The sequence below is a fragment of the Streptomyces sp. NPDC050504 genome (assembly GCF_044458065.1).
Classification (GTDB): Bacteria; Actinomycetota; Actinomycetes; order Streptomycetales; family Streptomycetaceae; genus Streptomyces.
In genome coordinates this window covers 1188813-1212595 of the sequence record NZ_JBITHO010000001.1, presented here as the reverse complement: position 1 = coordinate 1212595, position 23783 = coordinate 1188813, and the positions used below count along the sequence as shown (strand labels likewise).

Below are 23783 nucleotides of genomic sequence, written 5' to 3'. Positions count from 1 at the left end.
CCGCCCTCCTCGCGCTTCGACCGCGCCCTCCTCGGCGCGGTCGTGGCAGCGAGTCTTCCTCCGCCACCTCGGGACTCCGTACTGGCGGATGGCACGAAGAAGCCGGCCGGCGGACCCCGCATCGGCCAAGGATCCGGGCGTCGCCGCAGGCCAGGCGCTATCCGACGGTCAGGTCGGCGTAGAACATGTGGTGGTCCGAGTTGTCGCTGGGCCGCACCTGGCTCTTGCGCGGGGTGACGCCCCGCAGGAAGACGTAGTCGTACTTGCTCTGCCAGTCGGTGGTCACCCGGCAGGCGCCGTCGCCCGAGGGCCTGCACCGGGGGTCGGCGTCCTTGGCGACGGCCCACATCCTGCCGAGCTCGTAGGCTTCGGGCACCGCGTTGAAGTCGCCGATGACGATCGCGCGGTCGTGCCGTGCGACCTCCGCGGCGAGCACGCCGGCCTGCTTCGCCCTGACCGCCTCCTGGCGCCGCTGGGCGAAGTGCGTGTTGAAGACCCGGACGGACTCGCCGTCCACCGTGGTGGTGACCGCGAGGTAGCCGCGGTCCTCGGAGCCTCCGTCGGGGTACTCCACGTTCACGCGGTCCTTCATCGGCGCGGCCGAGAGGATCGCCTGACCGAAGGCCCCCGGGCTCCACGGCATGCCCCCGCAGCGGCCCCGGTTGCGCAGCACCGATCCGTACTCGACGTGGTAGACCAGCCCGTGGCGGCTCCTCAGCCGGTCCCTGATCTCCTCGACGTCCCGTACGCACGCCTCCTGCATGCCGACGACCTGGGGGGCCAGCGCGGCGATGTCCGCCGCCCTGTCCTCGTTCCGCACCCCCTCCTTGTTGCAGGGGTTGCAGATGTTCCAGGTCATGACCCGGTTCGGCACGGCGGCCCTGGCGGACTCCGTCGGCAGGGGCTTGGTGGGAGCGGGGGCGGGGTCGCCGCCCTGCGTGCTGGAGCCCAGGAGCACCACGCAGGCCACGATCACCGCGCCCACGAACCAGCTCACACCCGTCCTGATCACCATCGCCTCCTCCGGCTGGACGCGCACCGCGTCGCACGTCCCGCCCACGAGGTTATGGGACGGGCCGCCGACAGGGCGTGCGACGGGGAGGGATCCGGCCCCCGGCGCGGGCCCGGGAACACCTGCGGGCCCTCTTGTCACCCCCGCGTTCCGCGTCACCACCAAGCAGTTTCCAGCCACATGCACTTACCATTTCTTTACACACGGGCACGATTCACTCCCCCTTCGTACGCATGCCCTCACGCATGATTGTCGGCTACAGGTAGCTCATGCATACTGCCAAGGACACCCAGACGGGCAGCCCTTGGAAAGGATCTTGAGCGTGCCATCCCGGCGACTCCCCCTTCTCGCCACCGGCCACCATTACCCCCACTCCCCCGACACCTGCGGATTCAAGTGCGGAAACGCCTGCGCCCGCGACGCCCCCAACAAGTCGGGGAATACCTACTTTGGCGATTTATTACGTACGGCTCTTTCCCGCAGGGCTTTACTCGGCACCGGCGCCCTCGCATTGACGCCACTGGCCCAGGCCCCCGCGGCGGCGGCCGACCCAGGCGCGCGGCAGCCGGCCGTACGCGGCTTCGAGCCGGTGCCGCCCGACAGCGGGGACCGCGTCACCGTCCCCGCCGGATTCACGCACGAGGTGCTGATCGGCTGGGGGGATCCGGTCCTGCCGGGCGCGCCGCCCTTCGACTTCGACCGGCAGACCGAGGCCGCGCAGGCCCGGCAGTTCGGGGTGAACAACGACTACTGCGCCCTCGTCCCGCTGCGCGGCGGCGGCCGGTGGCTGATGGTCAGCAACCACGAGTACGCCACCGAGCCGCTGATGTTCCCCGACTGGGACCCGGCGGCACCCACCGAGGCCCAGGTGCGCACCGCCTGGGCGGCGTACGGCATGTCCGTGGTGCTGGTCGAGCGCTCACCGGACGACGGGAGGCTGCGCGCGGCCGTGGACGGGCGGTGGAACCGGCGCATCACCCTGAGCACCCCCTTCGAGGTGCGCGGCCCCGCGGCGGGGGCGCCGCTGCTGCGCACGTCGGCCGACCCCGACGGCCGGCGCGTGCTGGGCACGATGGCCAACTGCTCGGGCGGCACGACGCCCTGGGGCACCGTGCTGTCGGGCGAGGAGAACGTGCACATGCCCTTCGCGCACGCCGACCGGGTGGGCGATCCGCTGCTCCGCGAGGGGCTGCGGCGGTACGGCTTCCCCGAGGGCCCCTCGCTGCGCCGCTGGGAGACCTACGACGCGCGGTTCGACCTCGGCCGCGAGCCCCACGAGGCGCACCGCTTCGGCTGGATCGTGGAGGTGGACCCGCTGGAGCCGGACTCCGTGCCGGTGAAGCACACCGCGCTGGGCCGCTTCAAGCACGAGGGCGCCAACGTCTCGGTCGCCCCCGACGGGCGCGTCGTGGCCTACATGGGCGACGACGAACGCTTCGAGTACGTCTACAAGTTCGTCTCGGACGGGCGCATGCGCACGGGCCGCGACACGGCCGCCCGCGCGCACAACAAACGGCTGCTGGAGTCCGGGACGCTGTACGTCGCCAGGTTCGGCGGGGACAGTCCGCCCGAGGAGATCGACGGGTCGGGGCGGCTGCCGTCCGACGGCGCGTTCGACGGCTCGGGCAGCTGGCTCCCCCTCGCGCAGGGCGACCGCAGCTTCGTGCCCGGCATGAGCGCCCAGGAGGTGTACGTCTTCACCCGGATCGCCGCCGACCGGGCCGGGGCCACCCCGATGGACCGCCCCGAGGACGTCCAGCCGCACCCGGTGACGGGGCGCGTGTACGCCGCGCTGACCAACAACGACCACCGGGGGCGGACCGGCAGGCCGGGGCCCGACGAGGCCAACCCGCGCGTCCAGAACCGCGACGGGCACGTCCTGGAGCTGTGCGAACGGGGCGACGACCCGACCGCGGAGCGGTTCGGCTGGCGGCTGTTCCTGGTCTGCGGCGACCCCGGGTCCCCAGGGACGTACTACGGGGGCTTCGACAAGAGCCGCGTCAGCGCGATCTCCTCGCCCGACAACCTGGCCTTCGACGCGCACGGCAACCTGTGGATCGCCACCGACGCGGGCGGCCCCGGCGGCCGGAACGACGGCCTGTACGTGGTGCCGCTCAGCGGGCCCGAGCGCGGCCGGGTGCGGCGGTTCCTCACCGTGCCCACCGGCGCCGAGTGCTGCGGTCCGGTGATCGGTCCCGACTTCGTGCTGGTCTCGGTGCAGCATCCGGGCGAGCTGCCGGACGCGACCCCGCAGCGCCCCGCCTCGCACTGGCCGGACGGCGGCACCGCGCAGCCGCGCGCGGCCGTCGTCGCCGTGCGCCGCGAAGGCGGCGGGCCGATCCTGGGCCCGCCCCGGTAGCCCGCGACGGTAGCCCTCGGCGGGCGGCCGGCCGCGGCCCCCGGGGTGGCCCCATCGCTTTCGCGCCAACATCGAAAGAACGTCGCCAATCGCGATCAGAAGGTTTTCGCTTTACGTCTTCTTGGGGAAGGATCATCTAGCGCCGAGCACTTCACGCCATGCCCGCCCCCAGGCGGAGCAGGTATTCACACCGGGACTCCCGACACCGTGCCGCCGACGGCACGGACGTTCCAGAGTTTCTGGCCTTCAGAATTCCCGATGCCCGGCAGCGGGAATCGTCCGGCACAAAAGCTCAATTCCTCGTGGGCTTTGTGCGGCCTTCATCACCACGAATGACATGAATGAGTGGGTGGCAGTGCAGACGTCTGTGAATTTCTCCCCGGCAGCCGATTTCTACGACAAGACGCGTGGCGGTGAGGCGCGCGGCCGCAGGATCGCACCGGCCATCGCCGAGCGCATCACGAAGGACGAACCGACCCTCGACGCGGGCATGGGCACCGGCGTGGTCGCCCTGGCGCTCACCGAGACGGGACACTCGGTGGTGGGCATCGACCTGTCCCACTCCATGCTGACGAAGGCGGTGCACCGCGTCGGGAACGTCGCCGCGGCCGCGTCCCTGACCGATCTGCCGTTCGCCGCCGGAACCTTCTCCCAGGTCTACAGCGTGTGGGTCACCCACGTGGTCGGCGACCTGCGCAAGGGCCTGTCCGAGGTGCACCGGGTCCTCAAGCCCGGCGGGCGGTACGTGGTGATCCCCGGCATGATCCTCTTCGACGACCACCCGGTCAGCCGGATCATGGAGGAGATCCAGTCCCGCACCGCGGAGGCCGACGACCGCGCCGAGCGGATCGTCCCGCTGGCCGAGTCGGTCGGCTTCACCGCCGTCGAGGTGGGCGAGCTGGAGGCGGCGGTGCACGAGCACAGCCCCGAGCAGATCGCCTCCGGCCTCGAACAGCGCATGCTGTACCACCTGTGGGCCGTGGACGACTCGGTCTTCGACGAGAAAGTGGCGCCCCTGGTAAGGGAGTTGCGCGCCCAGCCCGATCCGGAGGCACCCGTCGTGCGGCGGACCAGGCGGCAGATCATCGTCCTTGAGAAGCGGGCGTGACCATGACCGAGGCGCACCGCACCGAACTGGCCGCCGAAGTGGCCGCCACCCCGCTGATCGCCATGCTCACCGAGCCCGACTCCCCCGCGGTCCCGGCCGTGACCGAGGAACTGGGCAAGGCAGGCATCCGGGCCGTGGAGATCACCCTCACCTCGCCGAACGCGCTCGACGCCGTGCGCCGCAGCGTCGCCACCGGCGCCGCGCTGGTGGGCGCCGGGACCGTGCGCGACCGGGAGACCGCGCGCCGCGCGGTGGACGCGGGCGCGCACTACCTGCTCACCCCCGGGGTGCTGCCCGACGTGCTGGACGAGGCCGGGAAGCTCGGCGTCCCCGTGGTCTGCGGCGCGTTCACCACCACCGAGGTGATGGAGGCGTGGCGGCTGGGCGCGGCCCTGGTGAAGCTGTTCCCCGCGCGGCTGGGCGGGCCCGCCTACCTGGCCTCGCTCACGATGGCGTTCGGCGACATCCCGATCGTGCCGACCGGCGGCATCACCGCCGACGACCTGGCCGACTACTTCGCGGCGGGCGCCCACGCGGCGGCGCTCGGCCGTCCGCTCGTCGGCGACGCGCTGCACGGCGGCGACCCGGCCGACGTGCGGCACCGGGCGGCCGACCTGCTGGACCGGGTGCGCGCCGCGCGGGCCTGAGCCCTCCTCCGCGCCACCGGGGCGGTCGACCTGCCCGTCCAAGGCGACCGCTCCGCCCACCTCCCGGGCCTGCCGGGGCCGTACACCCCCCACCGTTGTCTCGACGAAAGGGAGACCCTTGGGTCTGCACCGCTCCTTCGCACTCGACGGCAAGGCCGAGCGGATCGACGCTCTGGCGGCCAAACGCAAGAACGTGATCGCCTCCGACCAGATGGTCGAGGGCCACTACCCGGTCTTCGCCGACCGGGCCCACGGCGCCCACTTCTGGGACGTGGACGGCAACAAGTACCTCGACTTCTTCCTCTCGTACGGGACGGTGATCCTCGGCCACACCGACCCCGACGTGGACGAGGCCGTGGTCCGGGAGATCCGGCGGGGCTTCGCGACCGGCCTGATGAAGCCCGTGCAGACCGAGCTCATCGCGGAACTCCTGGAGATCGTGCCAGGCGCCGAGATGGGCATGCTGCTCAAGACCGGTTCCGACGCCACGGCCGCCGCGGTGCGGCTGTCGCGCGCCTTCACCGGTCGGGACCGGGTGGTGCGCTGGGGCTACAACGGCTGGCACGACTGGTGCGCCCAGTGGGACAACGGCATCCCGGCGGTCAGCCGCGCGCTGGTGGACACCTTCACCTACAACGACCTCGACTCGCTGCGCGCGGTCTTCGAACGCCATCCAGGCCAGATCGCCTGCCTGGTCATGATGCCGTTCATGGTCGAGCGGCCTGCGCCCGGATTCCTCGAAGGCGTACGGGAGTTGACCCGCGAGCACGGCACGCTGCTGGTGTTCGACGAGATCCGCTCCGGGTTCCGGCTCGCGCTCGGCGGCGCCCAGGAGCACTACGGGGTCACCGCCGACCTCGTGACGCTCAGCAAGGCGTTCGCCAACGGGTACGCGATCTCGGCGCTGACCGGGCGGGCCGACGTGCTGCGCACCCTGGACACGGTGCACATCTCGTCCACGTACTACGCCAACGCCGACGCGATGGCCGCCGCGCTGGCCACCGTGCGCAAACTGCGCTCGGGCGACCACCTGAAGCGGATCTGGCAGCTGGGCGAACGGCTCCAGAACGGACTCGGCGCGCTCGTCGCGGAGTTCGGGGCGCCGATCGAGGTGGTGGGGCATCCGCCGATGCCGTTCCTCGACTTCGGCTTCGGCGACGAGGACCGCAACCAGAAGGCCAAGCGGAGCTTCTACGCGGCGACGATCGCCGAGGGGGTCTTCCTCCACCCCAACCACCACTGGTTCATCTCGGCCGCCACCACCGAGGACGACATCGACACGGCGCTGCACGCCGCGCGGTGCGGCCTGAAGGCGCTGGCCGCGGACGGGTGGCTCACCGAGGGGCAGGCACGGCAGAAGGAGCACGGGGCGATATGACCGAGTCCGACACACGGCTCGCCGGGCCCGCCGCCGACGGCGGCCTTCCGACGGGCGACCACGGCTGGGGGCTGCTGCGTCCGCGCACCCGCACCGAGGCCCACTGGGCCGAGGAGCAGGAGGTCATCGGGCCCGGCCTCCAGGCGGTGATGCTGCTGTCGCGGCTGTGCGTGGTGGCGGCGGACGGCGCCGAACTGATCGACGTCGACGGCAACCGCGTCATCGACTTCCAGGGCGCGGGCGGCGTCAACTCCATCGGCCACGCGGAGCCGCGCTTCGTCGCCGCCCTGGCCGAGGAGCTGACCCGGGCCACCGCGGGCGCCTTCGCCACGCCCGCGCGGCTCGACATGGTGCGGGTGCTGCGCGACTTCCTCCCCGCCGAACTGGACACCATCCAGCTGTACAGCGGCGGCACGGAGTCGGTGGAGGCCGCGCTGCGGCTGGCCAAGTCGGTCACGGGCAAGCACGAGTTCCTGTCCTTCTGGGGCGGCTTCCACGGCAAGACCATGGGGAGCCTGGCCCTGACCGCGGGCGCCCGCTCGGGCCTGGGGCCGCTGCCGCCCGGCTACTTCTCCGCCCCGTACGCCAACTGCTACCACTGCCCCTTCAAACTGACCGCGCCCGACTGCGGCTTCGCCTGCGTGGAGCACGCGCGCGACGTCATCAAGGAGAACTCCACCGGGGCGCTCGCCGCGATCGTGGTCGAGCCGGTGCAGGGCAGGTCGGGCAACGTGGTGCCGCCGCCCGGATACCTGACCGCGCTGGGCGAGGTGGCGAAGGAGTTCGACGCGCTGCTCGTCTCGGACGAGATGATGACCGGTTTCGGCCGCACCGGCGCCCCGTTCGCGTACCAGCACGAAGAGGTGCGCCCCGACGTGCTGACCGTCGGCAAGGGCATGGGCGGCGGTTACCCCGTCACCGGTGTCGTCGCGGCCAAGGAGACCATGGCGGCAGCGCCCTTCTCCGACCCGAGCGCCAGCTCCTCCAGCTTCGGCGCGTTCCCCATGGCGTGCCGCGCGGTGGCCACCACCACGGAGATCATGGGCGACGACAAGCTCGTCGAGAACGCCGCCGAGCGGGGCCGGGAGATGCTGGCCCAGCTGAGCGACCTGGTCGAATCAGCCCCGCTGGTCGGCGACGTGCGCGGAGCGGGGCTCGCGCTCGGCATCGAGCTGGTGGCGGACAAGCGCACCCGCGAGCCCGCCCCCAAGAGCGTGGTGCAGCGCGTCTACCTCGAACTGCTGGAGGCGGGCGTCCTGGTGATGCTCGGCGGCAACACCCTGCGGCTGTACCCGCCGCTGACGATCGGCCGCGAGCAGGCGGACACCGCCGTCGGCATCGTCCGCGAGACCCTGCTGCGCACCAGGGGCGAGGGATGACCGCCGTGCTCGACCCCGTCGCCCTCACCGCGACGGCCCGCAGGGCCGCGACCGCCGCGGGCGACGAGCTGCTGCGCCGCCGGGGCGGTCCGCTCGCGGTGCGCACCAAGGAGGGCGACGCGCTGGTCAGCGACGCCGACACGGCAGCGGAGCGCGCCGCGCTGGCGGTCCTGCGCGCCGAGACGCCCGGCTTCGCGGTGGTGTCGGAGGAGGCCAGCCCGCACTGGCCGGACGACGGGCGGCCCGCCTGGATCCTCGATCCGCTCGACGGGACCACCAACTACGTGCGCGGGCTGCCCGACTACGCGGTCGCGCTGGCCCTCGTCGCGGCGGGCCGCACGGAGCTGTCGCTGGTACTGCTGCCCGAGTACGGCACGGTGTTCCGGGCCGTCGCCGGGGCGGGTGCCTTCCGCGACGAGGTGCCGCTGCGCCTCGCGGACCGGCCGCCGGGGCGCCCGCTCGCGGGGACCGGTTTCGGCACGGAGGGCGTGGTGCGCGAGCGGCAGTGCTCGGTGGCCGACCGCCTGCTGCGCGGCGGCTTCGAGATACGTGAGCCGGGCAGCGCGTCCACCGGGCTGTGCCGGGTCGCCTCGGGGTCGTACGACGGCTATCTGGAGTTCGGCATCGGGGTGTGGGACACCGTGCCGGGCGCGCTGCTGGTCGGCGAGGCGGGCGGGGTCGTCACCGGCTGGGGCGGCGGGGCCTTCACGCCCCGGCACGGCCACCTCGTCGCCGCGTCGCGCGCCGTGCACGGCGAACTGGTCGAGGCCGGGGGCCCCTGCCCGCCGGTCGCGGATGCGGGAGGTCCGACATGAGCGCTACACCTGGTGCGCGTGCGCCGATCGGCCGGGAGACGACGGTGTCGGTGGCCGTCGTCGGGTTCGGCACGGCGGGCGGCGGGCGGCTGAGCGGTTACGGGGCGGTGCCGGGCGTCGAGGTGACGGCGGTCGTCGACCCGTCGCCGGAGCGGCGCGGGCAGGCGGCGCGGCTGCTGCCCGGCGGGCGGGTCTTCGCCTCGTACGAGGAGCTGGCGGCGAGCGGTGACACGCGGGTGGACGTGGTGGACGTCTGTACGCCGCCCGCCCTGCACGACCGGCTCACCCGTGCGGCGCTCACCGCGGGCAGGCACGTCATCTGCGAGAAGCCGGTGGCGGTGCGCGGTGCGCAGGCGCGGGAACTGATCGCGCTGGCCCGGGAGCGGGGACGGTTGCTGTTCCCCTCGCACAACTACGGGACGTCGCCGCTGATGCGGACGTTGCGGGGCGCCATCGACGGCGGGCCCGCCGAGACCGGTGCGACCGGTGCGACCGGTGCGACCGGGAACGGTGCGGACGGGCCGGGCGGCGGCATAGGCCGGTTGGAGTCCGCGACCTTCCGCATCCTGCGCGACCGGCACGCCCGCGGGGTGCCGGGCTTCGCGCCCGACTGGCGGCGCTCGGCCGAACTGGCGGGCGGCGGGATCCTGTTGGACCACGGGACGCACTGCGTCTACATGGCGCTGCGGCTCTTCGGCCGGGCGCCCGCGAAGCTGTCGTGCACCGTGGAGCGGCCCGGCGGGGATCCGGGGGCGGTGGACGAGGCGGCCCGGCTGCGCCTGGACTTCGGCGACGGCACGTGCGACATCGAGCTGAGCTGGACGAGCGGCGAACGCTCCAACCACTACGCCGTCTCGGGCTCCGACGGGGCACTGAGCATCGACGACGGGGAGGTCACCGGCCGCGGTCGCGCGGGCGAATGGCGCCGCTCCCTGGTCTCGCCGAGCAAGGACCAGACGCATCTGGAGTGGTTCGCGCCGATGTACGAGGACTTCCGGCGGGTGCTGGCCTCCCCGGACCTGTGGGACGGGCCCGCCGGGGAGATCGAGGACACGGCGCGGATCGTCGAGGCGGCCTACGCGTCGGCGGCCTCGGGCGGCCGCACGGTGCCGATCTGATCCGCGGGACGGACCCGGGGCCCCGGCCGGTGCGTCGGCCGGGGCCCCGTCGTCGGGCGCCGGGTCAGGCCGCCGGGCCCCCGCCGATCGCGCGGGCGAGCAGCGGGCCCTCCTCCGTCAGGTTGTCGAAGGTGGTGGAACGTTCGTGGGAGGCGAAGTAGTGGCAGATCACCCGGTCGTCGATGGCCGGCAGCCACTCCAGGCGACCGGACCTGTAGGGCTCGCCGAGGTCCCGTGCGCCCCCGTCGCCGAGGCGGCCGCCGAGCAGCGAGTACGACATCTGCGTGACGTAGCGCGGGGCGAAGGCGATCTCCCGGGGCAGCGCCTTCAGGGTCTCCTCCAGGAAGTCCGCGTCGAAGAACGCGGCGGTGTCGACGGCGGCGAACCCGCAGCACATGTACGGCACGTACGGGGTGCCGGGCAGGTGGTCCGCTATCCAGTGCACGCCCTGGGGCTCCCAGCCGAACTCCGGCGAGTACAGGAAGGCGGGGCGCTCGCCCCGGGCGGCGGCCGCCCAGTCGACCAGGGCCCGCGGGCGCGAGAGGAACACCACGTCGCTGTCCATGCTGACCACCAGCGGCGCCTCGCTCAGCAGGAAGTAGTCGACGAGCTGGAGGATGCGGACGTTGCCCTGCCGGACGGCGGCGAGCGTGGGGTGGCCGGCGAGCTTCTGGGCCACGCGCCGGTCCGCCTCGGCGCGGCCGATGATCCGCACGTCGGGCACCTGGCGGCGCAGCCGGTCGGTGTCGCGCGCGGTGAGCGTGCCGTCGTCGTGGACCACCGGCGTGACCTCGGGCCAGTGGCGGGCCAGCGACTTGGCGGCGAAGAGGTAGAGGGGCACGTGGTCGGAGGAGACCAGGCTGTGCACCTCCACTCCGTGCTCCCCGGTGAAGCGGGGGGTCTTCGTGGCGAGCAGCTGCCTGGTGAGGGCGAACGCCTCCCCCGTGTTTCCTGCGGTGACGGCTCCGGACTGGCTCATGCGGGTCTCCTTGACCGAAGGACAAACATGAACGAACACCGCAATTATGATCAATTCCCTTGCCCGCGTGAAGAGTTGGACTGGTTCTTCCTGACTCCGCACGAGGCGGACGTGGTGCGCGAGGCGACGGCGCTGCTCGTCCCCGGGCCCGCGGACGCGCCGGGCGAGAGTGCTCCCGGGGCCCGCGAGGCGGACGTCGTGCGGTACGTCGACCGGCTGCTGGGCGCGTTCGCGGTCGAGCCGCCCCTGGTGTACGCGTCGGGGCGGGCCGACGGGTCCTTCCTGCCGCTCTCGCCCGCCCAGCGGGTGGGCTGGCGCCGCCGCGTCGAGGACCTCCAACTGGCGTACCGTTCGGGCGTCCCGACCCTGGACCGGCTCGCGGACGGCGACTTCGCCCGCGCCGCGACCGGGGTCCGCCACCGGGCGCTGTGCGACGCCGAGGCCACGGCCTTCCGCGACCTGCTCTTCGACCACGCGATCGAGGGGACGTACGGCGACCCGGTCTACCGGGGCCGGCCGACCGCGGTGGGCCGCACGGTCCTGGGCATGCCGGGGGACCGGCCGGGGGCGCCCGGCGCCCGGGAGAGCGGCGACGGCCCCTTGCGGCCGTACACGGGCGAAGGCGCCGATCCCGTCGCGGCCCTGGCCCGGCACTTCCTGGAGGCGGCCCGCGCGGTCGCCTCGCCGGGGGGCCACGATGGCTGAGCGCGCGGTGGTGGTGGGCAGCGGCCCCGGCGGCTCGGTGGCCGCGATGGTGCTGGCCGAGGCCGGCTGGGAGGTCACCGTCCTGGAACGCGGCCCCAACCACTTCGACGACCTGCGGCAGGCCGCGCCGCGCCACGCGTTCTCCACGGACGAGATCAAGGGCCCGGTGCGCGGCTTCGAGTACCCCGATCCGCTGGCCGAGCCCCGGGTGTTCCACGACCGGGGCTTCCCCGGGCCGCCGCACACCGGTTTCGTCAACGCGCTGCCCGCCGCGGTCGGCGGGGGATCGGTGCACTGGGACGCCAAGACGCCCCGGCTGTGGGACGTGGACTTCGCCAAGCGCTCGACGCTGGGGCCGCTGCCGGACGCCTCCGTGGTGGACTGGCCCTTCGACTACGCGGAGTTGGCCCCGTACTACACCGAGACCGAGGCGCTGCTCGGTGTGCAGGGCGACCGGGCCGCGCTGCCCGCGGCGACGCTGCGCCGCGCGCCGCGCGAGACGGACTTCCCGATGCCGCCCGGCCCCGACCAGGAGTCCTCGCTGCGGGTGGCGCGGGCCGCGCGGGAACTCGGGCTGGCCCCGTACCCGATGCCGATGGCCGCCAACTCCCGCCCGTACGACTCCCGTCCGGCCTGTACGGACTGCGGGGCGTGCTGCGGTTACGGCTGCCCGAACCAGTCGCGCGGCAGCGCCCTGTCCGCGCTGCGCCGGGCGGTGCTCGCCGGGGCGCGGGTGCTGCCGCTGGCCACGGCCGTGGCGGTGCGCCACGCGGGGCGGCGGGCGAGCGGCGTGGTGTACGCGGACACCGAAGGGCGCCGCACCGAGCTGCCGGCCGACCGGGTGGTGCTCGCGGGCTCGGCGGTGGAGAGCTGCCGACTGGCCCTGCTGTCCGAACTCCCTGATCCTTCGGGGCTGTTGGGGCGGCACCTGATGTTCCACTGGTACTCCGTCGCGTACGGCCTCTTCCTGGGCGAGCGGGTGCGCAGCGCGCGCGGGCGGAACATCACGCACGCGATCGACGACTTCGCCGACCCGGAGCACCCGGGCGCGCGGGAGGCGGCCCGTGCCGCGGGGCTGCCGTACCTGCGCGGCGGCGTGGTGGAGCTGGGCGGCGGGCAGCCGGGGCCCGTGACGGAGGGCCGGATCTACCGGCGGCTGCTGCCGAAGCTCGCGGGCGCGCCGTACGGCCCGGCGTTCCAGCGGCTGATGCGCGAAAGCCCCTTGCGGGACCGTCTGCTGGGCGTGCAGATGCACGGCGAGGACGTCTCCCAGCGGGACAACCGGATCGATCTGGACCCGGGGGTCAGGGACTGGCTCGGGGTGCCCGTTCCCCGGATCGCCTGGGCGCCGCACCGCCACGAGACCACGGCGCAGCGCTTCTACCTGCCGCGCCTGGCCGCGCTGTTGCGGGCGGCGGGCGCCGACGAGGTCGCCGCGGTGCCGGAGACCAGGTCGCGGGCCTTCCCCGGCGAACCCGGCGCGGTGCCGGGGAACTTCCACACGCTCGGCGGGATGCGGATGAGCGACGACCCGCGGGCGGGCGTCACCGACGGGGTGGGCCGGATGCACGCCCTGGACAACGTCTTCGTCGCCGACGGCGGCCTCTTCCCCACCTCGGGGGCGCACAACCCCACCCTGACGATCATGGCCACCGCGCTGCGGAACACCAGGAGGACGACGTGAGCCACGCGACCGCCGAGGGCAACAGGCCCTACGCCTTCGACCCGGCCACCGCACTGGGCTGGAAGAACATCGGCCTCGACGGCCTCGGCTGCTTCCTGCGCTCCGTGGAGGCGGTGCTGATCCAGCAGGGGTACGGGGCGGTCGACGTGGCGCGCGGGCTCGCCGCGCCGCTCGACCTGGTGCGGCGCGGCGAGTGGTACGGGCCGATGAGCGAGTTCCCCGCTTGCACCGTCCGCTGGTACCTCGCCGACATCGGCGGGGGCCACCGCCAGTGGCCGCGCGTCGCCGAGCTCGTCGCCTCGGGCACTCCCGTGGTGCTGATGCCCGACGGGCACCACTGGCCGGGCGACGACCACGAGGGCAAGGAGCACTACCACCACCACATGGTGCTGGCCCACCACCTCGACGCGGACGGGCTGCACCTGCTGGACACCGACGCCCCGGCCGAGGCGGGGCACCGCAGGGTGCTGCCGGTCGACGACGCGCTGCGCGCCTCCTGCACCCGCTACGCGGTCCTGGAGCGGATCGACGCACCCCCGGCGGACCGGCTCGACGCGCCGACGGAGGAGTCGGCGGACGAGCTGGCGGACGAGTCGGTGGACGAGCTGGCGGACGAGCTGGTGCGGGCCTCGCTGCTGCCGCTGGCCGAGGACGTCGCCGAGCTGCGCGCCTTCCACGCCGACGTGTGGTCGGGGGCACGGCTGCCGCTGCTGCTGGCCAAGGGCATGGACGTGTGGGTGCTCGGGGACGTACAGCCGCAGCTGTTCCTGCTGGGCCACGCCCTGGCCGGGGCGGACGACCCGCGTGCGCGGGAGGTGTCCCGGGCGTCGCTGGCGGCCGCCGCGCGGGCGCAGAAGGTCGGGCTGCTGCTGCTCGGGCTGCACCGGTTCCGCTCGGAGGGCGTCTACGCGATGACCCACGAGGAGATCGCGGTGCTGGCGGACGCGTGCGCCGAGCTGCTGGCGGCGATGTGCCGGTACGCCGGGGTGGAGCCGCCGCGGGTCACGGGGGACGGCCTGCGGCTCGTGCGGCGGCTGCGCGGCGAGTCCCAGTGGTGCTTCGGAGAGGGCGGGCCACTGCCCGAGCTGACTTTCGGCTAAACATCGGAAAATCCCCGTCCCACTCTGCGAAAAGAATGCGGCCGCAGGGACGGAAAAGCACGTCCAGAACGGGGTTCCACTTTTATTCGACAGAGGTTTGACAGCGGTAGATGATCGACTTAGTGTATGGCCTGGATTTTGCGCTATCCATGCTGCGAGCAGAGGAGTCATTGTGACCCTGAACAGCGAAAACAGCAGTGCAACAGTAGATCGGACCGCTATTTTCGACGAGGTTCGTACGGTTCTGGTCGAGCAGTGCGAAACGCCTGAGGAAATCGCTTCCGCACTCACCGAAAAAGACCCGATGGACCGCCTAGGGCTCGATTCCATCACGCTCGCCTACGTCTTTACTTATTTCGAGCAGAAGCACGACCTGACCTTCGAGAACGAGGACATCGACCCGCTGCGCTACAGCGAGGTCGGTGAACTGCTCGACGTACTGGCCGCCCGGATATCCGAGGCCGCCGCGGGGGCAAGGTGACCACGTCCCGCGCGCCCGCGCCCCCCGCGCCGTCGCCCCCGGGGACCCCGGCGGACGCGGCGGCCCCCGACGACCGGCTGCTGATGGACACGTTCATGTCCCAGTACCGGCTGCCGGCGGTCGCCGTCGCCGACCGCCTCGGGCTCTTCGCCGCGCTGGCCGCGGCGCCGTCCGACGTCGGGGCGCTGGCCGGGGCGCACGGCCTCGACCGGCACGGCACCTCGGTCCTGCTGGAGTTCCTGGCCGCCCAGGGGTACCTCGCCGTGCACGGCGGCCGGTACCGCCCGACGCCGTCCGCGCGCGCCTTCCTGCTGCCGGGCAGCGCCCGCTACTGGGGGCCGATGCTGGGCCTCGGCTGGGACGAGCGCTGCACCGCGGTGCAGCAGGTGGTCACCACCGGCACCCCGCACGGCTACCGGGGCAAGGGCATCTGGGAGACCCACGGCCGCTCCCGGCGGCACGGCGAGCAGTTCACCCGGGCCATGCACGCCCACTCCGCCGCGCCAGCCGCCGCCCTGGCGGCCCAGCTGGACCTGGCCGGCTGCGCCGCGCTGCTGGAGGTCGCGGGCGGCGTCGGCACCTTCGCGATGGCCCTGGCCCGCCGCAACCCCCACCTCAAGGCCACCGTGCTGGACCTGCCGGTGGTCGAGCGGGAGGCGCACCGGCTGCTGGCCGACGCGGACCTCGCCGACCGGGTCGCGCTGCGCACCGGCGACATGTTCACCGACCCCTGGCCCCACGGCCAGGACCGGGTGCTGTTCGCGGACGTCCTCAGCGACTGGGACGACGAGCGCTGCCGCACCCTGCTGGAGCGCGCCCGCGCCGCCCTGGCCGCCGACGGCCGGCTGCTGGTCCACCAGGTGCTGCCCGACGACGCGGCCCGCCTCTCCCCCACCGTCACCGGCTACTCGCTGGCCCTCGCGGTGATGACCGGCGGCCGACTGCGCACCCTGCCCGAACTCACCGCCCTGCTCACGGCAGCGGGCTTCACCGACTGCGCCGCGCTGCCCGTCTACGGCCACTACGCCCTGGTCACCGCACGGCCCGCCTGACGCCGACACCACCGGACCGCGCCGGCACCGCGCCGCCGCCGTCCCGCACCCGAACGGGAGAGGACATGGACAGCTCACCCCGCGTCACCGCGATCATCACCAGCCGCGAGCGCTTCTCGTACGCCGAGGAGTCCATCGCGAGCTTCTACGCCCACACCGATGTCCCCTGCCAGGTCGTGTACGTCGACGTCAACTCCCCGCGCGACCGCTGGGAGCGGCTGCAACGGCTGAGCGACGTCCACGGCTTCACCGCCGTGCGCGTCAACAAGTACGTCTCCCCCAACTGCGCCCGCAACATCGGGCTGCGCTACGCCGAGGGCGAGTACGTCGTCTTCCTCGACAACGACGTGGACTACACGCCCGGCTGGCTGGAGCCGCTGCTCGCCTGCGCCGACGAGGAGAAGGCCGCCATGGTCGGCCCGCTCTACCTGCACGGCCCGCTGGAGGAGCAGACCGTCCACATGGCGGGCGGCGACATGGAGTTCTCCGGCACCTGGGGCACCCGCGAGTTCACCCAGACCCAGCGCTACTTCATGAAGCACGTCTCCGAGGTGCCGGCCGACGAACTGCGCCGCCAGCGGTGCGACATCATCGAGTTCCACTGCGCCCTGGTGCGCCGCTCGGTGTTCGACCGGGTCGGCGGCATGGACGAGGGGCTGCTGACCACCCGCGAGCACCTGGACTTCAGCCAGCGCGTGCTGGACGCGGGCGGCACGGTGTGGTTCGAGCCCTCCTCGGTCATCACCTACCGGATGCCGCCGCCCTTCGCGCTCACCGACCTGCCGTACTTCATGCTGCGCTGGAGCGACGCCTGGACGGCCGAGACGCTGAAGCACTTCGCCACCAAGTACGGCATCAAACCCGCCTACGTGGACCGGGTCACCAAGAACCGCAAGGGCCGCCAGTGGCTGCTGTTCGAGCAGATCAAGCAGTACCTGCCGGACGCGCTCGGCCCGACCGGCACCAAGGCCGTCAAGCGCGCCTTCCAGAAGGTCGAGCCGATCGGCAACCGGCTGCTGGTGGAGTTCATGGCGCTGCGCGAGCCCCCGCTCGACTGGCAGGTCCACCACGGCGTCCGCAGGGCCGCCCCGCGACCGGCCGCCGCGGGCACCGCTTCATGAGCGTCCGCCCCCCGGCCCCGCCCCGCACGTTCGTCGTCACCGGCATCCCCGGCAGCGGCAAGTCGACGGTGGGCGCGCTGCTGGCGCGCCGCTTCGAGCCCGCCGTGCTGATCGAGGGCGACGTGCTGCGGCGCATGGTGGTCACCGGCCGCGCCGAGATGACGCCGGACCCCTCGCCGCAGGCCCTGCACCAGTACGGGCTGCGGCTGCGCCACCTGGCGCAGCTGGCCCGCTCGTACGCCGCCGAGGGCTTCACCGTGGTCGCCGAGGACAACCTGCTGGGCGAGCACCTGGAGCGGTTCGTCGGCCTGCTCGGGGACGCCGGGCCGCGCCACGTCGTCGCGCTCGCCCCGGACAGCGACGCGGTGCTGAGCCGCGACGCGGGCCGGGCCGACCGGGCGTACGAGGGGGACGGCTGGGGGGCGCGGGAGCTGGACCGGGTCTTCCGCCGCGACACCGCGCGGCTCGGCCTGTGGCTGGACACCTCGGGGCAGAAGGCCGAGGAGACCGTGCGGGAGATCCTGGACCGGCTCGACGAGAGCGCGCTGCCGTGACGGCCGCAGAGGGGCGCCCGGCGGAGACGGGCCGGGCCCGGGAGCCCCGGGTGGAGGTGCACCAGGCCCTGGTGACGTCGGCCGAGGCCCGGGGTTGCGCCGGGCTGCTGGACGCCGTCGAGCGCGGCAGGGCCGCCCGGCTGCCCGCCCCCGCCGCCGCCCGGTTCACCGTCGCCCGCGGCCTGCTGCGCACGGTGCTGTCGGCGCGGCTGGGGCTGCCGCCCGCGCGGGTGCCGCTGGTGGCGCACTGCCCCGGGTGCGGGGCGGCGGGCCACGGTCCCGTACGGCTGGCGGACGACGCCCCCGAGCGGGACAGCGCCGCCGGGCAGGACGCGGCACACGTCCCCGAGTGGACGCTCTCCGTCGCCCACTCCGGGATCCTGGTCGCGGTCGCCGTGGGCCACCGGGCCGGGGCGCTCGGCGTCGACGTGGAGACCGCCGAACGGGCCGAGGACATCGAGGCGTTGGCGCCCCGGCTGCTCGGTCCCGTCCACCGGGAGCGGCTCGCCGCACTGCCCGCCCCCGCCCGGCGTGCCGCGCTCCTGCGGGTCTGGACGGGCGCCGAGTCCTACGCCAAGGCCACCGGCACCGGCCTCGGCCACGCGCTGGCCGGCGTCCGCGCCACGGTCGACGCCAGGGGCCGGGTGCGCGTCGCGGCCCCCGAAGAGCCCGCGGGCTGGTCGGTGCGGTCCGTGCCCGCCCGTGCCCCGGGCTACGCGGCGGCCGTCACGGTCCGCCGCGGCGCCCGCGTGCACACCCGTCCGCGCAGCCGACCGCACATCGGCAGGACCCCCGGCTGACGGACCGCCCGACCGACGCACCGCCCGACGCACCGACCGGCTGACGGCAAGCACACGAAGAGGGAGACGGATGCGGCACCCCGACAACACACCGGCCACACCGGCCGCGCCGAACGCACCGGCCACACCGAACGCACCGGCCGATCCGGCCGACGGCGCGCTGGAGACCCTGGTGCGGACACGGCTCGCCGAGCGGATCGGCACGGAGCTCTCCCGGAGCATCGGCCGCGACGAGGCCTTCTACGACCTCGGCATCGACTCGCTGGACATCGTGACCGTCCTCGCCGACCTGGAGCGGGACTGCGACGTCGAGCGGATCGCCGACGGCGAGCTGTGGGACATCGCGGACTCGGTCGGCGCCCTCGTGCGCCACCTGTCCGCGCACGGCCGACTGCCCGGGGAGGCCCGGTGAGCGGCGGCGCCGTCGCCGTGACCGGGCTCGGCGTCCTCTCCCCCGGCGGCGCGGGCACCGACGCCCTGTGGCGGGCGTGCGAGAGCGGCGACGTCGACTTCCGTACCGTCGAGCACTTCGACGTGTCCCGCACCGGAGCACGCGTCGCCGGATTCGTCCCCGACGCCGCGACGGGTCCCGGCGCACCGCCGCCCGGCGACCCCGGCCGCCTCCCCTACCTGGTGCACCGGGCCACCGGCGAGGCGCTGGCCGACGCCGCGGCCCGCACCGGCGGCGCGGGCCGCGGGGTGCGCACGGCGCTGGTGCTGGGCAGCACGGACAGCGGCGGCTGCCCGTCCGCCGAAGCGTGGCGCGCCTGGCGCGACGGGCGTTCGCGGGACGCGGGCGCCGGATGGACGCCGTACGCCCCGCCCGCCTGGGACGGGCCCGTGGTGCAGGTGGGCAACGCGAGCGCCGCCGGCGCCGCCGCGCTCGGGGTCGGCGCGGACCTGCTGCGCGGCGGGGTCGCGGACCGCGTCGTGGTGTGCGGCGTCGACACCGTGACCGAGACCGCGTTCCAGGGGCTGGCGTCGCTGCGCACGCTCAGCCCCGGCGGCTGCCGTCCCTTCACCACCCGCCGCGCCGGGATCCGGATCTCGGAGTGCGCCGCCGCCGTGGTGCTGGAGCGCGCGGCCGACGCGCCCCTGGCCCTGCTGCGCGGCTGGGGCAGCAGCAACGAGGCGACCCAGGCGGCCCGCCCCGACTTCGAGGGCGTCGCCAAGGCGGTGCGCAGGGCGCTCGCGGACGCCGGGGCCGGGCCGACGGAGCTGGGCTACGTGAACGCGCACGCCGCCGGGACCCGCCACGGCGACGTGGCCGAACTGCGCGCCCTGGAGGAGGTGCTGGGCGACCACCTGCCCCGCATCCCCGTCGTCAGCAGCAAGGCGGCGCTCGGCCACTGCCAGGGCGCCGCGGGCACCGTGGAGGCGATCGTGACCGTACTGACCCTGCTGCGCGGTGAGGTGCTGCCGACGCTCGGGCTCGCCGAGCGCGACCCGCGCTGGGACCACCTCAACCTAGGCGACAAACGGCCCGACCGGCCGCCGCACACCGCGCTGACCATCTCCTGCGGCCTGGGCGGCTCCAACGTGGCGGTGGTGTTCAGCCGTGACTGACACCGCGGGCACGGCCCGGATCACCGCGGCGGCCGTACGCCGCACCGAGCGCGCGTTCCCCCGCGTCCCCGAGGACACCGCGCAGCTGCCCCGGATGCCGCTCGCCGTGCGCGACGTGCTGGGCCCCGAACTCCTCGCCACCGCCCGGCAGGCGCTGGACGGCGCGGGCATCGGCGCCGACGACGCGCGGGCGCTCGGCTGCGTCACCGCCGCGCACCGGGCCACGTCGGCGACCGCCGCGTACATCGCCGAAGTCCTCGACGGACCGGGACCCCGCTGGCTGGCGCCCGAGTGCTTCCTGCACTACTCGCCCCACTCGCTGACCGGTCTGCTCTGCATCGAACTCGGCCTCGACGGCACCGCCGTCACGCTGACGGGCCCGTCCGGCGGCGTGGACGCGCTGGGTTACGCCGCCTCTATGATCGCGTCGGGCAGGCTGCGCCGGGTCCTGGTCACCACCGCGCACTGGACGCCGCCCGCCGACCCCCGGGAGAGCGGTCCCGTACCGCTGCGCACCGCGGCCGTGGTGCTGGACGGCGCCGACGGCTGGGGCAGCGTCACCGACTGGCAGCCGGGCGGCACCCACCCCGCCGTCCACGAGCCCTCGCACGCCCCCGACCCGAAGCGCACCGACACCAGCGAGACGTTCGCCGTACTGGCCGACTGGCACGCCCTGCGCCCGTCCGTCCCCCTCGAACTCCAGGGCGGCGGCTCGCGCCTCGTGCTGCACCCGGGGGGCGCCGCATGACCGCCACCCTCGCGGGCCTGCTCGCGGCGCGCGCCGACGCCACCCCCGACCGTGCCGCGCTGGAGCACCAGGGCTGGGTCGTCACCTGGGGCGAGCTGGCGGCCCGGGTGCGCCGGGCCCGGCCCCGGCTGCGCGGCGCGGGACACGGCGCGGGCGCGCGGGCCGGCGTCCTGGCCCGCAACCACCCCGACACGCTCGTCGCGCTGCTCGCCTCGGTCGCCGAGGGCGCGGAGCTCGTGCTGTACGACGGGCGGGCCACCGGCCACGAGCGCGAGCAGGTGGCCTCGCTCGCCGGGGTGCCCGGCTGGCACGTGCCGTCGGCCGCCGACCACCGGGAGGACCCGGCCGGGAACGACCCGCCTCTCCCCGGGGACGCGGCGCAGGCGCCGTACCTCGGCCTGGTCACCTCGGGCACCGGCGGGCTGCCCAAAGTGGCGCGCAAGCACTGGGGCGCGACCCTGGCGAACGCGGAGCGCTTCGCCGCGCTCGCCGGGTACCGGGGCGAGGACCGGATCCTGTGCACCACACCGCTGCACCACGCCTACGCGTTCGGGGTGGCGGTGCTCCCCGCCCTGCTGACCGGCGCCACGCTGGTGTTCGCGCCGCACCCGGCCGCCCCGACGACGCTGGCCCGCGCCGTGCGCGAGAGCCGCGCCACCGTCGTGCAGAGCGTGCCGTTCCTCTACCGGGCCCTGCTCGACTGCGGCGAACCGCTCGCCCCCTCGGCCCTGCGGGTCTGCGTCAGCGCGGGCGAACCGCTCCCCGCCGAACTGGCCGACGCCTGGCTCACCGCGGTCGGCACACCGCTGCGCGACCAGTACGGCTCCACCGAGTTCGGCCAGATCGGGTACGCGGCCGACGCCCCGGGCGGCCCGCTGCGGCTGGTGCCGGGCGTCGAGGCGCGGCTGCGCGGCCCCGACGGCTCCTGGATCGCCGCGCCCGGCCCCGGCACCACGGGAGAGCTGTACCTGCGCCAGGACGGCACGGAACCCGTCGCGTACTGGGGTCTGCCCGAGCTGGGCGGGGCCAGTCACGTCGACGGCTGGTTCCGCACCGGGGACGCCGGACGGATCCCCGCGCCCGGCCTGGTCGTCGTCGAGGGCCGCACGACGCGGCGCATCTCGGTCGCCGGGCGCAAGGTCGACCCGGACGAGGTGGAACGGGCGCTGAAGGCCGCGCCCGGGGTGCGCGACTGCCGGGTGGCGGCGCCGCCCGAGGGAAGCGCGGGGCACGGCGACCGCTTCGTGGCGTTCGTCGCGGTCGACCCCGGGGTGACCGAGGTCGCGGTGCGCCGCCACCTGGCGCGCACCCTCTCCTCGTACAAGGTCCCCACCCGGTTCCACCTGCACGACGCCCTGCCGCGCACCGGCACGGGAAAGGTGCACATGGCCCGCCTGTGGCAGCACGCGGCGGCGGGCCCCGGCCAGGAGGAAGGCGCATGACCACGACCGTGTACGAGGCCGTCGCGTCCGGCGGGTACGCACTGCTGTTCCCCGGGGCGGGCGCTCAACTCCCCTCTATGGCCCGACGGTTGTGCCGTTCCTTCGAATCGGCGGCCGACGTCCTGGAGCGGGCCGAGAAGGTGACCGGGCTCGATCTGGTGCGGCTGTGCCAGGAGGGCACCCCCGCCGAGCTGGCCACGGCCGAGGTGTCGCACCCGGCGATCGTGGCCACCGGCCTCGCGGCGGCGGCCGCGCTGCGCGAGCACCTGGGGGCGCGCTGGACGCCTCCGGCACTGGTCGGCGGGCACAGCCTGGGGCACTTCGCCGCCCTCGTCGAGGCGGGTGCCGTGGACTTCGACGACGCGCTGCGGCTGGTCGCCCGGCGCGCCCGGCTGATGAGCGAGCAGACCCGGCTGCGGCCCGCCCTGATGGCCTCCGTCGGCGGCGTGCAGCCGAAGCGGGTGGTCGGCTGGTGCGCGGACTGCCCGCCGGAGCACGGCGTGGTGGTGGCGGCCTGTTTCAACGGACCGGAGCAGACGGTGGTGTCGGGCGACGCGGCCGCCGTGCGCTGGGTGAGCGCGCGGGCCGGGGAGGAACCGGACGTCCGCGTACGGGAGTTGACGGCGGGCGTCGCCTCGCACTCCCCGCTGATGGACCCCGTGCAGCGGGAGTTGCGGCCCGACCTGGCCGCCGTCGCGCTGGCGTCGCCGACCGTCCCCGTCCTGCTCAACAGCACCGGTCTGGCCACCCGGGACACCGGGGCGCTGCGCACGGACCTGCTGGAGCAGCTCGCCGTGCCGGTGCGGTGGAACGACGCCCTGCGCACGGTCGTCGCCGCGGGCCTCACCGTCGTGCTGGACACGGGCCCCGGCCAGGTGCTCGCCCGCGCCGCCGCGCTGCACCCCGAACTCGACCCCGTCGCGCTGAACTTCATGCGCCCGCTGGAGAAGGCGGTGCCGCTGCCGTGACCGGAGGCAACGGGCCCGGCGGCCGCTCCGCGCTGGTGTTCGGCGGCAGCCGGGGCATCGGGCTGGCCACCGCGCGGGCGCTCGCGGAGCAGGGGCACCGGGTGGCCGTCGCCGCCCGGGGCGTCACCGACGACGGGCCGGGGCCCGGCGGTTTCACCGCCGTGCGCTGCGACGTGACCGACGGCGCCCAGGTGGACGCCGCGTTCGCCGGTGCCGAGGCCCGGCAGGGGCCCGTACAGATCGTCGTGGCCTGTGTGGGCGTCCGCCGGGACGGGCTGCTCCAGCGGACCGACGAGACGTCGTTCCGGCAGGTGGTGGACGCCAACCTCACCGGGTCCTGGCGGATCGTGCGCCGCGCGGCGCCCGCGATGGCCGAGCGTTCCTGGGGCCGGCTGGTCCTCGTGTCCTCGGTCGCCGCGGTGCTCGGCACGGCGGGACAGGTCTCGTACGCGGCGGCCAAGGCCGGCCTGTCCGGACTCGCCCGCAGCGCGGCGCGCGAGCTGGGGCCGCACGGGGTGACCTGCAACGTCGTGCTGCCCGGCTTCGTCGACACCGCCCTCACCTCGGACCTGGCGCCGCGCCGCAGGGAAGCGGTCCTGGCCGCCGCCCCGCTGGGCCGGGCCGGGCGTCCCGAAGAGGTCGCCGCCGTGATCGCCTTCCTCGCGTCCGAGGCCTCGGGCTACGTCACGGGCGCGGTGGTCCCGGTGGACGGGGGGCTCGCGATGGGCCACTGATCCGCGCGCACGGCCGCTCCTTCAGCCCTGAAC

At 74.5% G+C, this 23783-nt stretch carries 23 protein-coding genes; 21 read left to right on the top strand and 2 right to left on the bottom strand.

Annotated elements, in window-relative coordinates:
* Nucleotides 1-157: 157 nt before the first annotated feature.
* Complete coding sequence (locus ACIBNE_RS04995; RefSeq protein ID WP_399270082.1) at nucleotides 158-1015, bottom strand: endonuclease/exonuclease/phosphatase family protein; 858 nt, start codon at nucleotides 1013-1015, stop codon at nucleotides 158-160.
* A 319-nt stretch (nucleotides 1016-1334) separates the two neighbouring features.
* Between ACIBNE_RS04995 and ACIBNE_RS04990 the strand changes: the two genes are divergently transcribed.
* The 7 genes from ACIBNE_RS04990 (at nucleotide 1335) to ACIBNE_RS04960 (ending at nucleotide 9816) form a co-directional block, all read left to right on the top strand.
* Nucleotides 1335-3371 (top strand): PhoX family protein, encoded by a 2037-nt coding sequence (locus ACIBNE_RS04990; RefSeq protein WP_399270080.1) that lies wholly within the window; start codon nucleotides 1335-1337, stop codon nucleotides 3369-3371.
* Between the two features lie 355 nt (nucleotides 3372-3726).
* Complete coding sequence (locus ACIBNE_RS04985) at nucleotides 3727-4479, top strand: class I SAM-dependent methyltransferase (RefSeq protein WP_399269588.1); 753 nt, start codon at nucleotides 3727-3729, stop codon at nucleotides 4477-4479.
* 2 nt (nucleotides 4480-4481) lie between these two features.
* The gene (locus ACIBNE_RS04980) at nucleotides 4482-5126 is read left to right on the top strand and encodes a bifunctional 4-hydroxy-2-oxoglutarate aldolase/2-dehydro-3-deoxy-phosphogluconate aldolase (RefSeq protein ID WP_399270078.1); all 645 of its coding nucleotides are present in this window, start codon (nucleotides 4482-4484) and stop codon (nucleotides 5124-5126) included.
* 118 nt (nucleotides 5127-5244) lie between these two features.
* Entirely contained in the window at nucleotides 5245-6504 is a 1260-nt protein-coding gene (locus tag ACIBNE_RS04975; RefSeq protein WP_399269586.1) for an aspartate aminotransferase family protein, read from the top strand.
* Complete coding sequence (locus tag ACIBNE_RS04970) at nucleotides 6501-7883, top strand: aspartate aminotransferase family protein (protein ID WP_399269584.1); 1383 nt, start codon at nucleotides 6501-6503, stop codon at nucleotides 7881-7883. The genes ACIBNE_RS04975 and ACIBNE_RS04970 overlap by 4 nt, the downstream gene beginning before the upstream one ends.
* Nucleotides 7880-8698 carry an inositol monophosphatase family protein gene (locus ACIBNE_RS04965; RefSeq protein WP_399269582.1) on the top strand — a complete coding sequence of 273 codons (819 nt, stop codon included), beginning with the start codon at nucleotides 7880-7882 and terminating at the stop codon, nucleotides 8696-8698. The genes ACIBNE_RS04970 and ACIBNE_RS04965 overlap by 4 nt, the downstream gene beginning before the upstream one ends.
* The gene (locus ACIBNE_RS04960; protein WP_399269580.1) at nucleotides 8695-9816 is read left to right on the top strand and encodes a Gfo/Idh/MocA family protein; all 1122 of its coding nucleotides are present in this window, start codon (nucleotides 8695-8697) and stop codon (nucleotides 9814-9816) included. Before ACIBNE_RS04965 ends, ACIBNE_RS04960 begins: the two co-directional genes overlap by 4 nt.
* Nucleotides 9817-9880: 64 nt before the next feature.
* On the opposite strand, the gene ACIBNE_RS04955 is transcribed toward ACIBNE_RS04960, so the two are convergent.
* On the bottom strand, nucleotides 9881-10795 hold the full coding sequence (locus tag ACIBNE_RS04955) for a hypothetical protein (protein WP_399269578.1): 915 nt from the start codon (nucleotides 10793-10795) through the stop codon (nucleotides 9881-9883).
* A 75-nt stretch (nucleotides 10796-10870) separates the two neighbouring features.
* On the opposite strand from ACIBNE_RS04955, the gene ACIBNE_RS04950 reads away from it, so the two are divergent.
* The 14 genes from ACIBNE_RS04950 to ACIBNE_RS04885 all read left to right on the top strand — a co-directional run bounded on the left by ACIBNE_RS04950 (nucleotide 10871) and on the right by ACIBNE_RS04885 (nucleotide 23750).
* Entirely contained in the window at nucleotides 10871-11500 is a 630-nt protein-coding gene (locus ACIBNE_RS04950) for a hypothetical protein (protein WP_399269576.1), read from the top strand.
* Nucleotides 11493-13184 carry a GMC oxidoreductase gene (locus tag ACIBNE_RS04945; RefSeq protein ID WP_399269574.1) on the top strand — a complete coding sequence of 564 codons (1692 nt, stop codon included), beginning with the start codon at nucleotides 11493-11495 and terminating at the stop codon, nucleotides 13182-13184. The genes ACIBNE_RS04950 and ACIBNE_RS04945 overlap by 8 nt, the downstream gene beginning before the upstream one ends.
* Nucleotides 13181-14284 carry a hypothetical protein gene (locus ACIBNE_RS04940; RefSeq protein ID WP_399269572.1) on the top strand — a complete coding sequence of 368 codons (1104 nt, stop codon included), beginning with the start codon at nucleotides 13181-13183 and terminating at the stop codon, nucleotides 14282-14284. The genes ACIBNE_RS04945 and ACIBNE_RS04940 overlap by 4 nt, the downstream gene beginning before the upstream one ends.
* A 172-nt stretch (nucleotides 14285-14456) precedes the next feature.
* The gene (locus ACIBNE_RS04935) at nucleotides 14457-14765 is read left to right on the top strand and encodes a phosphopantetheine-binding protein (protein ID WP_399269570.1); all 309 of its coding nucleotides are present in this window, start codon (nucleotides 14457-14459) and stop codon (nucleotides 14763-14765) included.
* Nucleotides 14762-15817 carry a methyltransferase gene (locus ACIBNE_RS04930; protein WP_399269568.1) on the top strand — a complete coding sequence of 352 codons (1056 nt, stop codon included), beginning with the start codon at nucleotides 14762-14764 and terminating at the stop codon, nucleotides 15815-15817. The genes ACIBNE_RS04935 and ACIBNE_RS04930 overlap by 4 nt, the downstream gene beginning before the upstream one ends.
* Nucleotides 15818-15882: 65 nt before the next feature.
* Complete coding sequence (locus ACIBNE_RS04925) at nucleotides 15883-16938, top strand: glycosyltransferase family 2 protein (RefSeq protein ID WP_399269566.1); 1056 nt, start codon at nucleotides 15883-15885, stop codon at nucleotides 16936-16938.
* The gene (locus ACIBNE_RS04920; RefSeq protein ID WP_399269564.1) at nucleotides 16935-17492 is read left to right on the top strand and encodes an AAA family ATPase; all 558 of its coding nucleotides are present in this window, start codon (nucleotides 16935-16937) and stop codon (nucleotides 17490-17492) included. Before ACIBNE_RS04925 ends, ACIBNE_RS04920 begins: the two co-directional genes overlap by 4 nt.
* A complete protein-coding gene (locus tag ACIBNE_RS04915; protein WP_399269562.1) occupies nucleotides 17489-18292 on the top strand; it encodes a 4'-phosphopantetheinyl transferase family protein in 804 nt (267 codons plus the stop codon). Before ACIBNE_RS04920 ends, ACIBNE_RS04915 begins: the two co-directional genes overlap by 4 nt.
* Nucleotides 18293-18362: 70 nt before the next feature.
* Nucleotides 18363-18704: an acyl carrier protein gene (locus ACIBNE_RS04910; protein ID WP_399269560.1), complete on the top strand. Its 342-nt coding sequence runs from the start codon at nucleotides 18363-18365 to the stop codon at nucleotides 18702-18704.
* Nucleotides 18701-19858 carry a beta-ketoacyl synthase N-terminal-like domain-containing protein gene (locus tag ACIBNE_RS04905; RefSeq protein WP_399269558.1) on the top strand — a complete coding sequence of 386 codons (1158 nt, stop codon included), beginning with the start codon at nucleotides 18701-18703 and terminating at the stop codon, nucleotides 19856-19858. The genes ACIBNE_RS04910 and ACIBNE_RS04905 overlap by 4 nt, the downstream gene beginning before the upstream one ends.
* Complete coding sequence (locus ACIBNE_RS04900; RefSeq protein ID WP_399269556.1) at nucleotides 19851-20606, top strand: hypothetical protein; 756 nt, start codon at nucleotides 19851-19853, stop codon at nucleotides 20604-20606. Before ACIBNE_RS04905 ends, ACIBNE_RS04900 begins: the two co-directional genes overlap by 8 nt.
* Entirely contained in the window at nucleotides 20603-22048 is a 1446-nt protein-coding gene (locus ACIBNE_RS04895; protein ID WP_399269554.1) for a class I adenylate-forming enzyme family protein, read from the top strand. The genes ACIBNE_RS04900 and ACIBNE_RS04895 overlap by 4 nt, the downstream gene beginning before the upstream one ends.
* Nucleotides 22045-23016, top strand: coding sequence for an ACP S-malonyltransferase (locus ACIBNE_RS04890; RefSeq protein ID WP_399269552.1), 972 nt, complete (start codon nucleotides 22045-22047; stop codon nucleotides 23014-23016). Before ACIBNE_RS04895 ends, ACIBNE_RS04890 begins: the two co-directional genes overlap by 4 nt.
* The gene (locus tag ACIBNE_RS04885; RefSeq protein ID WP_399269550.1) at nucleotides 23013-23750 is read left to right on the top strand and encodes an SDR family oxidoreductase; all 738 of its coding nucleotides are present in this window, start codon (nucleotides 23013-23015) and stop codon (nucleotides 23748-23750) included. The genes ACIBNE_RS04890 and ACIBNE_RS04885 overlap by 4 nt, the downstream gene beginning before the upstream one ends.
* Nucleotides 23751-23783: the final 33 nt, after the last annotated feature.

Bases quoted from the DNA above. Each gene is read 5' to 3' on its own strand.
- ACIBNE_RS04995 (WP_399270082.1), bottom strand. From the start codon at position 1,015: ATGGTGATCAGGACGGGTGTGAGCTGGTTCGTGGGCGCGGTGATCGTG.
- ACIBNE_RS04980 (WP_399270078.1), top strand. From the start codon at position 4,482: ATGACCGAGGCGCACCGCACCGAACTGGCCGCCGAAGTGGCCGCCACC.
- ACIBNE_RS04970 (WP_399269584.1), top strand. From the start codon at position 6,501: ATGACCGAGTCCGACACACGGCTCGCCGGGCCCGCCGCCGACGGCGGC.
- ACIBNE_RS04965 (WP_399269582.1), top strand. From the start codon at position 7,880: ATGACCGCCGTGCTCGACCCCGTCGCCCTCACCGCGACGGCCCGCAGG.
- ACIBNE_RS04960 (WP_399269580.1), top strand. From the start codon at position 8,695: ATGAGCGCTACACCTGGTGCGCGTGCGCCGATCGGCCGGGAGACGACG.
- ACIBNE_RS04955 (WP_399269578.1), bottom strand. From the start codon at position 10,795: ATGAGCCAGTCCGGAGCCGTCACCGCAGGAAACACGGGGGAGGCGTTC.
- ACIBNE_RS04945 (WP_399269574.1), top strand. From the start codon at position 11,493: ATGGCTGAGCGCGCGGTGGTGGTGGGCAGCGGCCCCGGCGGCTCGGTG.
- ACIBNE_RS04925 (WP_399269566.1), top strand. From the start codon at position 15,883: ATGGACAGCTCACCCCGCGTCACCGCGATCATCACCAGCCGCGAGCGC.
- ACIBNE_RS04920 (WP_399269564.1), top strand. From the start codon at position 16,935: ATGAGCGTCCGCCCCCCGGCCCCGCCCCGCACGTTCGTCGTCACCGGC.
- ACIBNE_RS04910 (WP_399269560.1), top strand. From the start codon at position 18,363: ATGCGGCACCCCGACAACACACCGGCCACACCGGCCGCGCCGAACGCA.
- ACIBNE_RS04895 (WP_399269554.1), top strand. From the start codon at position 20,603: ATGACCGCCACCCTCGCGGGCCTGCTCGCGGCGCGCGCCGACGCCACC.
- ACIBNE_RS04890 (WP_399269552.1), top strand. From the start codon at position 22,045: ATGACCACGACCGTGTACGAGGCCGTCGCGTCCGGCGGGTACGCACTG.